This window comes from Virgisporangium ochraceum, from assembly GCF_016863655.1.
In the GTDB taxonomy this organism is placed as follows: domain Bacteria; phylum Actinomycetota; class Actinomycetes; order Mycobacteriales; family Micromonosporaceae; genus Virgisporangium; species Virgisporangium ochraceum.
Genome location: NZ_BOPH01000014.1, coordinates 1 through 12,509 on the forward strand (window position 1 = coordinate 1; position 12,509 = coordinate 12,509).

Here is a 12,509-nt window from a genome sequence, read left to right on the forward strand (position 1 = left end):
GGCGGGGAGGGGGTCGTGGGTGCCGCGCAGACCCTCGGCGGAATCCTCCGCCGGACCGAGCCACGATCCGGGAACAGTTCCCTAGGTGTCGAGGCGGTCGGCGGCGCGGCGTAGGGCGCGCGCGGTGCGGGTGCGTAGGCGGGGCCTCGGGGCGTCGGTCAGCACCGGGGCGTGGGGCATCGCCGAGTTGACCTGTTGGCGGGTCAGCTGCACGGCGAGGATCGTGGCCTGCGGGATCATGGTCTCCTCCTCAGGAGGTCGGTGCGGGGCCGGTCGTTTTCCGGACCACCAGCGTCGTGGGCAGCACCCGGCGTCGGGCCTGCGGGTCTTCGGGCGGATCCAGCAGCATCTCGCCGCTGATCCGGCCACGTTCGTAGCTGGGCTGCCGCATCGTGGTCAGCCCGGCCAGTTCGGCCTCGGGAATGTCGTCGAAACCGGTCACGGAGACGTCGCGGCCCGGCTGGAGTCCGCGGTCCTTCAGGGCGTCGAGGACGCCCAGCGCGAGGACGTCGGACGTCGTCAGGATGGCGGTGGATCGATCCAGGCGGTCGAGCGCGTGGGCCGCCGCGTCCTGACCGGCCGCGCGGACGTTCTCGACTGCGTTGATCAGGAGGATGTCGTTCCAGGGGACGCCGGCGGCCTCGAACGCGTCGCGGTACCCGCGGGTGCGCTCGCCGCTGACCGAGTACCGCAGGTCCTCCGGTGTGAGGCCGACCGGACCGGTCCCGCCGTGGTCGGTCGCCCAGTGGGCCACGATCGCCACCCTGCGGTGCCCGAACCCGGCCACGTGCGCGGCCAACGTGCGGGCGGCCGCCCGGTCGTCGATGCCGACAAAGCCCAGCATGCCGGTGTTCGGCGGCAGCTCCGACCGCATCAGCTGCGGATCGTCACCCGACACCACGGGCAGCCCGCGGGCGGCGATGAGCTCCAACGCACCGGTCCAGTTCGGCACGCAGTACACGCAGAACGCGTCGACCGCGGCGTTGCGGACCGCCTCGAGCGAGCCCTCCATGTCGTGCCGCGGCATCGGGATCAGCAGCAGCGAGTTGCGCCGCTCCTCGGCCGCCTCGGCGAGCCCGCGCAGGAACGACACCGCGTACGGGTCGCGGAACGCGATCGACAGGTTCGCGGTGAGCAGCACGCCGATCGAGTCGACCTTGCCGCGCCGCAGCGACCGCGCGCTCGGGTTGGGACCGGCGTACCCGAGCTTCTCGGCGGCCGCGAGGATCCGCGTACGCAGCTCGAGCGACAGCTGGTCAGGACGGCTGTAGGCGTTCGAGACCGTGCTGCGGGAGACGCCCACCGCGTCGGCGACCGTCTGGAGCGTCGCTGCCATCTGAACCGCCTCCTGCCCCGGTGTCCCGTTCTGTCCCTCTGCATCGATACAGTACGCCGCCAGAAGGGCGGCTACAAGGTCGTTTCGGCTGTGATCGCGATTACCACGGGCTTCACACGGGTACCGGATCTTCATGGCGAGCGAGGTCAGCGGCAAGAAATCGGGCTACGACGGCAAGTTCATGGGCATCGGCATCGCCCTCGGCATGGCGTTCGGCGTCGTCCTGGGGATGCTCTTGTTCGACAACCCGGGCGTGGGCATCGCGATCGGCGCCGGGATGGGCGTCGCGATCGGTACAGCGCTGGAGATCCAGGCCAAGGAGCGCAGAGACCGGTCCTAGCACTGCTCGTCAGCGCCGCCCCGGGGCACCACGCCGTCCCCCTCTCCGTCGATCTTGCAGTCGTGGCCTCCCTCAAAACATGACATGTCCGCAAATAGAGGCGGCCACAAGTGCAAGATCGACGCAGACTTAATAGCCGGCGTCGTCGAGGAGCTGGGCGGCGAGGTCGCGCAGTTCCATCCGCAGCTCGTCCGGCCGCTCCACGGTGAACCGCCAGGGCAGGCCCGCCAGCATGCGTGCGGCGCCGTCGAGTCGCTCGGCCCGCATCGTCAGGCGCACCCCGCCGTCGGCCTCGACCAGCTCGCCGACCACCCGCGGCAGCCGGCGACGGGCCTCGGCCAGCGGCGCCCTGAGCAGCACCACCACCTCGTGCGCGTACGGCACCGAGGCTAGGCCGGCCAGCACGTGACCGGCCGGGTCGAAGCCGTCCGGCACCTCGAACGCTCCCTCGATCGATTCAGCGTCGGTGATCCGGTCGAGCCGGAACGTGCGCACCTCCCCGCTCGCCGAGTCGTGGCCCGACACGTACCAGCGGCCCGAGTGGAAGACCAGGCCGTACGGCTCCAGCACGCGCTGACCGGTGCCGCCGGCCCATGCCGTGTACGCGATCCGCACCGGGTGCCGGTCACGGGCTGCGGCGGCGAGCGTGAGCAGCACTTCGGAGCCGGGCGGGGCCGCCTGCCGCGGCAGCGCGGTGAAGTCGGCGGTCGCGAGCAGTGACTCGATGCGTCCGGACACCGCGTCGGGCAGCACCCGGCGGACCTTGGCCAGCGCGCTGCCCGTGTGCGCCGGCCCGCCGAGCCCCATGCGCTGGCCGGCGACGAGCCCGAGGGCCACCGCGATCGCCTCGTCGTCGGTGAACATCAGGGGTGGGAGCTTGAAACCGGGAGAGAGCCGGTAGCCGCCGTACCGGCCGCGCCGCGCGCCGACCGGGATGCCGAGGTCGGTCAGGTGGGTGGCGTACCGGCGGACGGTCCGCTCGTCGACGCCGAGGCGCCCGGCCAGGCTGCCCACGGTGAACCACCCGCCGGTCTGGAGGATCTCCAGCAGGGCGAGCACCCGTGCGGTGGGCCTGGTCATGACAATCTCCGAATCCGGGCGGCTCCTGTCCGGTATTCACACTAGCGTCAAAGGCATGACGACATTCGTACTGGTCCCAGGCTTCTGGCTCGGCGCGTGGGCCTGGCGCCCGGTCACCGAGGCGCTGCGCGCACAGGGACACGACGTGTACCCGGTGACGCTGACCGGTCTGGCCGAGCGGGCACACCTCGCCACGCCGGAGACCGACCTCGACACGCACGTCACCGATGTGGTGAACCTGCTGCGCTACGAGGACCTCGCCGACGTGGTGCTCGTCGGGCACAGCTACGGCGGGTTGGTGACGACGGCCGCCGCCGACCGGGTGCCCGAGCGGGTACGGGCGCTCGCGTACGTCGACACCGGTCCCCTGCCCGACGGCACGGCGCAGGCCGACTTCGCCGGACCGGAGGACCGGGCCGGCAGCGAGAAGGTCGTGCAGGAGTACGGCGACGGGTGGCGGCTGCCGCCCCCGCCGTGGGCCACGCTCGCGGCCGACGTCCGCCACGTCGAGGGTGAGGCGTTGGCGGCGCTGGCCGAGCGCTCGGTGCCGCAGCCGTGGGCGTCGGCGGTGCAGCCGGTGCGGCTGACCGGCGCCTGGGAAAGGTTCCCCCGGCTCGGCATCCTCTCGTCGTTCACGGTCGAGCAGACGAAGGCCATGGCGGCGGAGGCACCGCTGTTCCGGCACATGGCCGGCGACGGGTGGACCTACGAGGAGCTGCCCACCTGGCACTGGCCGATGTTCAGCAGGCCGGCCGAGCTGGCCGACCTGCTGAACAAGCACTACTGAGAAAGGGCGACCCGCACGCCAAGGTGGTCGAGGAGCTCGCCGAGCAGGTCGACGCCGTACTCGGTGAGCACCGACTCGGGATGGAACTGCACGGTCGCGAACCCGGTGCCGCGCATCGCGTGCACCTCGCGCGTCACCGGGTCGCGGCTGACCTCGATCGTCGCCTCACTCGGCGACAGACCAACTGCTTCAGTCGGGTCGACCGGGGCGTCGGCGTCGACGGCGAGGAACGTGGAGTAGAAGCCCACCCGCTCCCGGCGTCCGAAGAAGTCGATCTCGCGCTGGGTGCCCTGGTAGGTGCCGTCCTTGCGGTGCAGCGGCAGCCCGAGCAGACCACTGATCACCTGGTGGCCGAGGCACACGCCGAGCAGCGGCCGCCCGGTCGCGAGCCGCTGCCGGGCCAGCGTGCGCAGGCCGTCGACGCGGGCGTCGCCCCGGCTGCGCGGGTCACCCGGTCCGGGGCCGGCCACCACCAGGTCGTAGGCGTCGAGATCCAGGGCGAGCGCGTCGGCGACCGGCACCCGTTCTACCGCCAGCCCCAACGCCCGGAACAGGTGCGCCAGCATCCCGGTGAAGGTGTCCTCCGCGTCGACGATCAGGGCGGAGGCACCACTAGCCGGATCCGCCGGCCGCTGGTCGAGCCAGAACCGCGCCAGATGCCGGTTCCGGGCAGCAAGCGCGGCAAGGACCGCCGAAGACTCCGCGATCTTGGACGCCTGTGCATCGGATTCGATGCCGAAGTGTCCAAGATCGCGAGAGGGAGTTGCGGTGAACGCGCGCAGGATGCCCGCCGCCTTCGCGTGGGTTTCCGCCACCTCGCCGTCCGCGGTCGAGTGGCGTACCAGCGTCGCCCCCACCGGGATCCGGAGCTTCCCGGAAGGGCTCAGCTCGGCCGTGCGGATCAGGATCGGGGCGTCCAGGGTCTGGCGGCCGGCGTCGTCGTGGCCCAGCAGGGCCAGGACCGCGCCGTAGTAGCCGCGGCCCCGGCGCTCGTGCCGCGCCACCACCCGACAGGCGTTCTCGATCGGGCTGCCGACCACGGTCGGCGCGAACATCGTCTCGCGGAGCACGTCACGCACGTCGAGCGTGGTGCGGCCGGCCAGCAGGTACTCGGTATGGTGCAGGTGCGCCATCTCCGCCAGCTGCGGTCCGATCACCTGGCCGCCGCCCTCGGCGACCACGGCCATCATCTTCAGCTCCTCGTCGAGCACCATGTAGAGCTCGTCGATCTCCTTCGGGTCGTCGAGGAACGCCAGCAGGTCGTCCTCGGAGAAGCCGTCGCCGTGGCGGAACGTGCCGCTGATCGGGTTCATCATCACCAGGCCGTCGTCGACGCTCACGTGCCGCTCCGGCGTCGCGCCGACCAGCGTGCGGGTGCCCGTGTGCACGACGAACGTCCAGTACGCGCCCCGCTCGTCGCGCAACAGCCGCGCGAACGCCGCCAGCGCCGCACGCAGCGGCGGACCCTCGACCGACGCCTCGAACACCCGGTGGATGACGAAGTTCGAGCCCTCGCCACGCCCGATCTCCTGCGCCAGCACCTCGCCCACCAGCGCGGCGTAACCGTCGTCGTCGATGTCGAACGCGCTGTCACGCAGCACGGGCGGGTCGGTCGGCAGGTGCGCGAGAAGGTCTGCCAACAACACCTCGGTAGAAGACGAGATGCGCAGGCACTCGAGCGGCGCACCGTCGTCGACGCACTCGAAGCCGCGCTCGGCCACCTGTCGATAGGGCACCAGTGCGAGCGTCGACGGGCCGGGCGAGTCGGAGATCGGAACACTGGCGAGATCGGCCGCGCTCACGCGGTCACCTTGAAAGATCTCGACAAGCTCGCGCCCGGCGCGGCGGATGATCGCGAACGGCCCTGACTGTGGAATCACGGGTCTCTCCCTGGGATGGGGGCCGCCTGGCGGCACCGCCTCCCGAAGGAAACGCGAACGGCCGCCTTATCGGCGGCCGCGTGGATGTCTACGCGCGAATGGTGGCCGCCTCAGGCGGGCCACCACTGACTCTGTCGCGCGAACATGCGGTAGATGGTAGCGGACGGGTTGGTGCCCGCCGAGGAGGCGTCGGGCACCAACCCGGGTATGTGTCGGATCACTGGAACGTGTCCTAGGCGAACGTCGGCCCGGCCCACTTGAAGCTGTTCATGGTTCCCCCCTGGAACGCGCCCCCGTGTGGGGCATGCGTACAGAGAACACGCTCAGGGTTGTGCTGAGGTTGTGGTGAGACTGCGATCAATTGTGGGATCGCTCGCGAGGATGCCGTCGAGCTCGCGGTCGTGGCCCTCGGTGATGGCCGCGAGGAGCTCATCCTCCCCCAACTCGGCCTGCAGCGCACTGTACGTGCGCTCCCAGTCGGTGCGCTCGACGGCCGGCACCGGCGCACCGATCGCGGCCCGCACCGCACCGGCGGCACCCAGCAGCACCGCCGCGACCCGGCTCGACCCGGTGCGCCGCAACGCCTCGGCCAGCGCCTCCAGCACGCTCGCGGTGCGCCACCGGTCACCCAGCCGCCGGTGGACGCCGAGGCTGCTCACCAGGTGCGCCCGGGCCGACTCGTCGCGCCCGCCGCGCAGATCGACCAGGCCGAGCATGTTGCGCACCCAGCCGACGCCCTCGTCGAAGCCGATGAGCTGGTAGCGCTCCAGCGCGTCGTCGAACAGCCTTCTCGCCCGCTCGGTGTCGCCGGCGTAGAACGCGGTGGCGCCCATGTTGAGCAGCGTCGCGGCGATCGCCTCGTGGTCGCCGAGCGCGCGGACCTTCGGCAGGCACTCGGCCAGGTACCGGTTCGCGGTGTCGAGGTCGCCGCCCACCCAGGCCGCGAACGCGCCGGTGTGCAGGGCCCGGGCCACGCCGGGCTGCTCGTCCATGACCCGGTAGTAGACCAGCGCCCGCTCCACGCACGCGATGGCCTGGTCGTACTGACCGGTCTCCCGCTGCACCGACGCGAGCAGCACCAGCAGCCGGGCGAACTCGGCCCGGTCGGGACCGGTGAGCTCCAGTGCCTCGTGGGCCAGCCGCAACGACGTCGGGTACTCGCAGTCGAGCATCGCGAGCGCCGACGCCTCGATGAGCGCCTGCAACCGGAGCTCCTCCGGCGCGTCCGGCCGCCGCTCCAACGCCAGCGCCAGCCAGCGGCGGCCCTCCCGGTAGCGGCCGCTGAACTTGCAGTACTGGGCCAGCGCGGTCGCCAGCCGCAGGTCCTCGGTGCCGTCGCCGTCTTTCAGGAGCCACCGCATCGCCGCCTGCATGTTCGGGTAGTCGGCGGCGAGCCTCGCCAGCCAGGACTGCTGGTGCCCGTCACGCAGGTTCGACGCCGCCTCCTCGGCGACGGCCAGGTAATGGGCGGCGTGCCGTCTCCGCGCGGCGGCCGCCTCGGCGTCGGTGAGCCGGTTCGACGCGTACGCCTTCACCGTTTCGAGCAGGCGGTAGCGGGTCTCGCCGTCGCGGCGGTCGACGGCCACCAGCGAGCGGTCGACCAGCTCGGTGAGCAGGTCGAGCGCGTCACCGTCGAGGGCCTCGGCGGCGTCGAGGCGCCAGCTGCCGACGAACACCGACACGGTGCGCAGCAGCCTGCGCTGGGCGTCGTCGATGAGGTCGTAGCTCCAGTCGAGCGCCGCGGCCAGCGTGTGGTGGTGGCGCCGCGCGTGCGGGTCGCGCTGCGTGTTCCGCAACAGGCTGAAGCGATCGGACAGGCGTGCGGCGATCTCCGGGACCGACAGCGCCGTCGCCCGCGCGGCGGCCAGCTCGATGGCCAGCGGCAGCCCGTCGAGGTTGCGGCAGAGGTCGTGCACGAGGTCGAGGTGCTCGGCGGGCACGTCGGCCCCGGTGTGGTCGCGGACCAGGTCGACGAACAGCCGGGCGGCGTCGGCGGCACCGAGCGGCGCGACCGGGTGCACGGCCTCGCCGCGCAGCCGCAGCGGTTGGCGGCTGGTCGCCAGGACACGCAGGTTCGCGCACGCGGGCAGCAGCCGGGCGAGGAGCTCGGCGCACTCCTCGCTGACGTGTTCGCAGTTGTCGAGGACCAGCAGCGGCGGAGCGGCGCCGGTGAGGAACCGGACGAGCCGGTGGTAGGCGTCGGTGCTGCCGTCGTCGGCGAGGCTGAGGGCGGCCGCGATCGCTTCGGGGAGCCGTTCGCTGACCACGCTGAGGTCGACGAACCGCGCCGGTCCCAGCTCACCCGCGGCGGCGATCGCGAGGCGGGTCTTGCCGCAGCCGGCGGGTCCGACGAGCGTCACCAGCCGGCGGCCGCGCACGGTGGCGACCACCGCGCCGACCGCGCTGTCGCGCCCGACCAGCGTGGTGAGCGGCTGCGGCAGCGTGACCGGGTCCTCTTCCGGCTCCTCGGCACCGGCGTCGTCGGGTTCCGGGATGTCGTGCAGCGGCTCGGGTTCGCCGCCGGCGAGGATCGCGGCGTGCTGACGGCGTAGCCGCGTGCCCGGCTCCACGCCGAGCTGGTCGGCGAGCACGTCGCGGGCGCGCAGGTACGCGGCGAGCGCGTCGCCCTGCCGGCCGGCCCGGTACAGCGCGACCATCAGCAGCTCCCACAGCCGTTCCCGGAACGGATGCGCCGCCGCGAGGAACTCCAGCTCGGCCACGTTCGGCGACGGTTCGAGGGCCCACCGGTCCTCGGTGGCGGCCAGCCGTAGCTCGTCGAGCCGGGCGACCTCGGCGGCGAGCCAGTCGACCGGTTCGGCGTCTTCGAGCGGGGCGCCGGTCCACAACGCGAGGCTTTCGCGCAGGTGCCGCGCGGCGCGGGCCGGGTCGGTGCCGGCCGTGGCACGGGCCAGCCGCACCTCGTCTTCGAACCGGCGCGCGTCGACGTCTCCCGGTGCGAGCCGGAGCACGTATCCCGGCGCCTGGGTGGTGAGCGCGTCGGGCAGGCCGGCAGCGGCGAGGGCCTGCCGCAGGCGGGCGATGTGGCTGTTGAGCGTCTTGTCGGCGGTCGGTGGCGGGTCGTCGCCCCAGACCGCGTCGATCAGCCGGGTCCGCGCGACGACGGTGCCGACCCGCAGCGCCAGCGCGGCGACGATCGTGCGTTGGCGCGCGCCGACGAGCCGCGCCGGGCCGGCCGGGCCGGTGACGCTCACCCCGCCCAACAGCCGGACCGCGACGGCTCGCGGACCCTCGCCCATACCCTCGCCGCCTCCAGGAGTTCAGCTGAGGGTGCGAATGCTATCGCCTGGCCAGCCCGTCTATCTGTCGCACTTCCTCGGCAGACAGTTCGAACCCGTACAAATCGAGGTTTGCCGCGATCCGTTCCTTGCGGGCGGACTTCGGGATGACCACCACCCGGTGCTCCAGGTGCCACCGCAGGATCACCTGCGGCACCGTGACGCCGTGCTTCTCCGCGATCTCGCGGAGTACCGGGTTGCGCAGGTCGCTGCCCTTCAACGGGCTGTAGCCCTCGAGGACGACGCCTCTCTGCCGGCTCTCTTCGACGGTTCGCGCGTCGTGGTCGAACGGGCTCCACGGGATCTGGTTGACCGCGGGCGTCTCGCCGGTGGCCCTGACCAGCTCGTCGATCTGGGCGGTGGAGTAGTTGCTGACCCCGATCGCCTGCGTCTGGCCGGCCTCGCGGGCGGCGACGAACTCGCGCCAGACCCGCGCGCTCTGCCCACCGTTCGGCGGCCAATGGATGAGCCAGAGGTCGATGGTGCGCACGCCCAGGGCCTTGAGGCTGGCGGCGATCGTCTCCTGCTCGCGACCGGCCCGCTCGGGGGGCAGCTTGGTGGTGATGAACACCTCTTCGCGGGGCACGCCGCTGTCGCGCAACGCCTGGCCGACCTCGGCCTCGTTGCGGTACATCGTCGCGGTGTCGAGGTGCCGGTATCCGATCTCCAGCGCGTACCGGGTGGCGTCGTACGCCTCCTGGCCCCGCAACTGCCAGGTGCCGAAGCCCACCAGTGGCATCTCCGCGCCGTTGCTCAGGGTAACCGTCTTCGGGGTCATGCCCCTTATTCTCCCGTGCCGGCCGGTTTCGCGCGATCTTGTCGGCGCAGTTGCCAGACAGTCGACAGCTTCGAGTCGGTGCTCTCCAGGTCGTGGGTGGTCGGGATGTCGTACCGGGCCACCGCTCGCTGGCCCTGTGGCGCGTACGCGCGGCCGGGGTCGCCGGCCAGCACCGTCGCGCCGCGGTCGGCGGCACGCTGCAGGAACGCCATCATGCGCGTCGAGAGGTCGCGGCTGTAGAAGACGTCACCGGCGGTCACCACGTCGGCCGTCACCGGTTCGTCGTCGGTCAGTACGTCGCCGAGCCGGGCGGTGACCGTCACACCGTTGGCTTCCGCGTTGAGCCGCAGCGCGTCCAATGCCCTGGGGTCGATCTCGGTGGCCGTCACCTCGGCGGCGCCCGCGAGCGCCGCGGCGATCGCGACCACCCCGCCCCCGGCGGCGACGTCGAGCACCCGCCGGTTGCGGACGACCTCCGGATGGTCGAGCAGGTACCGCGCGACGGCCTGGCCACCGGCCCACGCGAACGCCCAGAACGGAGGCGGCAGGTGTCCGCCGTGCGCACGCTCCGTGCGTTCCCACAGGCCGATCGCGTCGTCGGCCTGGTGAAGAACAATTTCCGGGACCGCGGAAGCACGGCGAACGACGGTGTGCTCCTGTACGAATCCGGCCATGCCTACCAGTTGAACACGGCGCCGACGACGGATCCCTCCGGCACGATGCTGTCGTGGTAGGTCCACTTGGTGACCACGCGGTACCGCCCGGAGGCCAGGTCCAGCGTCTCGGGTCCGCAATCGTGCCGGCTGGCGGCCTCGGTGAACTGCTTGTTCTTGCAGCTGTATGGGCCGGCGGCGGTCTGACCGGAGTCGGCGTTCTCGACCACGATCTGGATGTCGGCCTCGACACCGGACACCGCGCTGAGGGATCCCTTCACCCGCACGTGGGTGCCGAGGGCGTGGCAGGCGGTGCCGGTCGCCGGGTGTCCGACGGCCCAGCGCTTCTCGCTGCACTTCCACTCGCCGAGGTCTTCGGGGACGCCACCGGGTGGCGGGCTCGCGCTGGCGGGGTCGCTGCCGCGGGTGCGTTCCGGAATCGGGATCGTCGACTCGGCGGACGGGGCGGACGCCGCGGGTGCCCGCCGGCCGCCCCCGCCGGGGCCGGTGGTGGGTCCGTTGGTCGCGGCACCCGGTCCCGACGTGGCCTGCGGACCGGTGGCGGCGGACCCTTCGTCGACCGGCTTTCCGCCGGTGGCGTACCGCATCCCGACGTAGCCGCTGAGCGCCAGCACGACCGCGATCACCGCGGCGAGGGCGGAGACGGTGCGGTGCCGGCGGCGCTGGGCGGGGACAGGGGTGTCCTGCCGCTTGTCCGCTGGCGGCTCGGGGATCTCCGGTGGTTTCTCGGCCCTTTCTGCCTTTTCCGCCTTCTCGGGGGTGGCCGTTCTGGCTTGCGGCCGGGGTGGCGGGCCGGAGCCGCGGCCGTTTCCGTGGCTGCCCAGGTCGGTGAGCAGGAACGTCGGGCGGCGGTCGCCCCGGCGCACCGGTCGGATCGGCTCCACCCCGACGGTCTCGGCGGCGAGCCGGCGCAGCGTGGTGCGCAGGGTGTGCGCGTCGGGCCGCTGGGCCGGGTCGCGGTCGAGGCAGGCTTCGATCAGCGACCAGACCCGCGGTGCCATCCCGGCCAGCGGCAGCGCGGTGGCGCGGGTGTGCCGTACGAGGATCGCGGTGTCGACGCCGTCGCCGTCGAAGGGCGGACGCCCGGCGAGCAGTTCGTACAGGATGATGCCCAGCCCGTACACGTCGGCCGCGGGCGTGGCCGGTGACCCTTCGATGACCTCGGGTGCCATGTAGTTCGGCGTTCCGAGCACGGCTCCCGAGGTGGTCATCCGTGGGCCGTCGAGCACCCGGGCGATGCCGAAGTCGGTCAGCCGGGGGCGGACGCCGCCTTCCATCCGCGGTGCCAGCAGGATGTTGTCGGGCTTGAGGTCGCGGTGCACGACCGCCTTGCCGTGCGCGGCGGCGAGCCCGTCGGCCACCTGGGCCAGCAGGTCGGCCGCCTCGGCGGCGGGCAGTGATCCGCGTTCGCGCAGCAGTTCGCGCAGCGTGCCCCCGGAGACGAAGTCGAGCACCAGGGCGAGCCGCCCGTCGGCGGTGGTCAGCAGGTCGTGCACGGCCACCAGGTTCTCGTGCCGCAGCCGCAGCAGGATGCCGCGTTCCTGCAGGAAGCGGGCGGTTGCCTTGGGTGCGTCCTCCCCCAGGTCCCGCAGGATCTTGACGGCGTACTCGCGGCCGGTCGCGGTGGCGCGGGCGCGCCAGACCGTGCCGTGCGCACCGCGTCCGATCTCCTCGATCAGCTGGTACGTCCGCGTGACGACGGCCCCGTCGGGCGTGAGCACCGTCGGGTTGAGCGGTATCTCGGCGGCTGGCACCGAGGCAACTTATCGACGCCCGAAGAGATCACGATGAGATTTGCACAAATGTCCCCCAGGTGTGGGCGTGTCGTGTCGCGTGCCGGCGGCCCGTACAGCCCCATCCACACGGTTGACTGTCGAGCCCCTCCCGGCTTCGACAACGCTCGAACCAGTGCGGATGGCAGCCCGAGAAACGCTGTGGATCGAGCGCCGTTTATGCGCGGGCCGTGGCGGCGCCGTGGCGGGCCGGCCGCGGTGGGGCGGCCGTGGCGGGCGGGCCGTAGCGGGCGGGCCGTAGCGGGCGGGCCGTAGCGGGCGGGCCGTAGCGGGGCGGACTGGGCCGTGGCGGCCCATGGCGGCTGCCGGTGGTGTGGCGGGGCGGGTCTTGGGTTCGACGACGCTCGATCCGGTGTGGATTTCCGCCTCGGGAGCGCATTGGATCGAGCGTCGTTTATGCGCACCATGGCCGCGCCATGGTGGTACGAGGCGTGGTGGTGCGGGGAGTGGTGGGGCGTGGCGGAGCAGGGCGCGGCGGAGCAGGGCGCGGCGGAGCAGGGCGCGGCGGAGCAGGGCGCGGCGGAGCAGGGCGCGGCGGAGCAGGG

10 protein-coding genes are annotated in these 12,509 nt (G+C 72.4%); 2 read left to right on the forward strand and 8 right to left on the reverse strand.

The features are described from left to right. Positions 1 to 81: 81 nt before the first annotated feature. Positions 82 to 240, reverse strand: a complete 159-nt coding sequence (locus Voc01_RS04680; protein WP_203926009.1) for a hypothetical protein — start codon at positions 238 to 240, stop codon at positions 82 to 84. A 10-nt stretch (positions 241 to 250) separates the two neighbouring features. Then, a complete protein-coding gene (locus tag Voc01_RS04685) occupies positions 251 to 1,336 on the reverse strand; it encodes a LacI family DNA-binding transcriptional regulator (protein WP_203926010.1) in 1,086 nt (361 codons plus the stop codon). 133 nt (positions 1,337 to 1,469) lie between these two features. Here Voc01_RS04685 and Voc01_RS04690 point away from each other — a divergent pair, with 133 nt between their 5' ends. After that, a complete protein-coding gene (locus Voc01_RS04690) occupies positions 1,470 to 1,676 on the forward strand; it encodes a glycine zipper domain-containing protein (protein ID WP_203926011.1) in 207 nt (68 codons plus the stop codon). A 129-nt stretch (positions 1,677 to 1,805) separates the two neighbouring features. Here Voc01_RS04690 and Voc01_RS04695 read toward each other — a convergent pair whose 3' ends face one another. Further along, the gene (locus Voc01_RS04695) at positions 1,806 to 2,756 is read right to left on the reverse strand and encodes a helix-turn-helix transcriptional regulator (RefSeq protein WP_203926012.1); all 951 of its coding nucleotides are present in this window, start codon (positions 2,754 to 2,756) and stop codon (positions 1,806 to 1,808) included. Positions 2,757 to 2,811: 55 nt separating this feature from the next. On the opposite strand from Voc01_RS04695, the gene Voc01_RS04700 reads away from it, so the two are divergent. Further along, on the forward strand, positions 2,812 to 3,543 hold the full coding sequence (locus tag Voc01_RS04700; protein ID WP_203926013.1) for an alpha/beta fold hydrolase: 732 nt from the start codon (positions 2,812 to 2,814) through the stop codon (positions 3,541 to 3,543). On the opposite strand, the gene Voc01_RS04705 is transcribed toward Voc01_RS04700, so the two are convergent. The 5 genes from Voc01_RS04705 to Voc01_RS04725 form a co-directional block, all read right to left on the reverse strand. Continuing rightward, on the reverse strand, positions 3,537 to 5,423 hold the full coding sequence (locus Voc01_RS04705) for an anthranilate synthase family protein (protein WP_275423689.1): 1,887 nt from the start codon (positions 5,421 to 5,423) through the stop codon (positions 3,537 to 3,539). The two genes, Voc01_RS04700 and Voc01_RS04705, sit on opposite strands and share 7 nt — an antisense overlap. A 323-nt stretch (positions 5,424 to 5,746) precedes the next feature. After that, complete coding sequence (locus Voc01_RS04710) at positions 5,747 to 8,680, reverse strand: AfsR/SARP family transcriptional regulator (protein WP_203926015.1); 2,934 nt, start codon at positions 8,678 to 8,680, stop codon at positions 5,747 to 5,749. 40 nt (positions 8,681 to 8,720) lie between these two features. Beyond that, the gene (locus tag Voc01_RS04715) at positions 8,721 to 9,497 is read right to left on the reverse strand and encodes an aldo/keto reductase (protein WP_239159953.1); all 777 of its coding nucleotides are present in this window, start codon (positions 9,495 to 9,497) and stop codon (positions 8,721 to 8,723) included. Positions 9,498 to 9,502: 5 nt separating this feature from the next. Beyond that, positions 9,503 to 10,171, reverse strand: coding sequence for a class I SAM-dependent methyltransferase (locus Voc01_RS04720; protein WP_203926016.1), 669 nt, complete (start codon positions 10,169 to 10,171; stop codon positions 9,503 to 9,505). A 2-nt stretch (positions 10,172 to 10,173) separates the two neighbouring features. Further along, positions 10,174 to 11,925, reverse strand: a complete 1,752-nt coding sequence (locus tag Voc01_RS04725) for a serine/threonine-protein kinase (RefSeq protein ID WP_203926017.1) — start codon at positions 11,923 to 11,925, stop codon at positions 10,174 to 10,176. Positions 11,926 to 12,509: the final 584 nt, after the last annotated feature.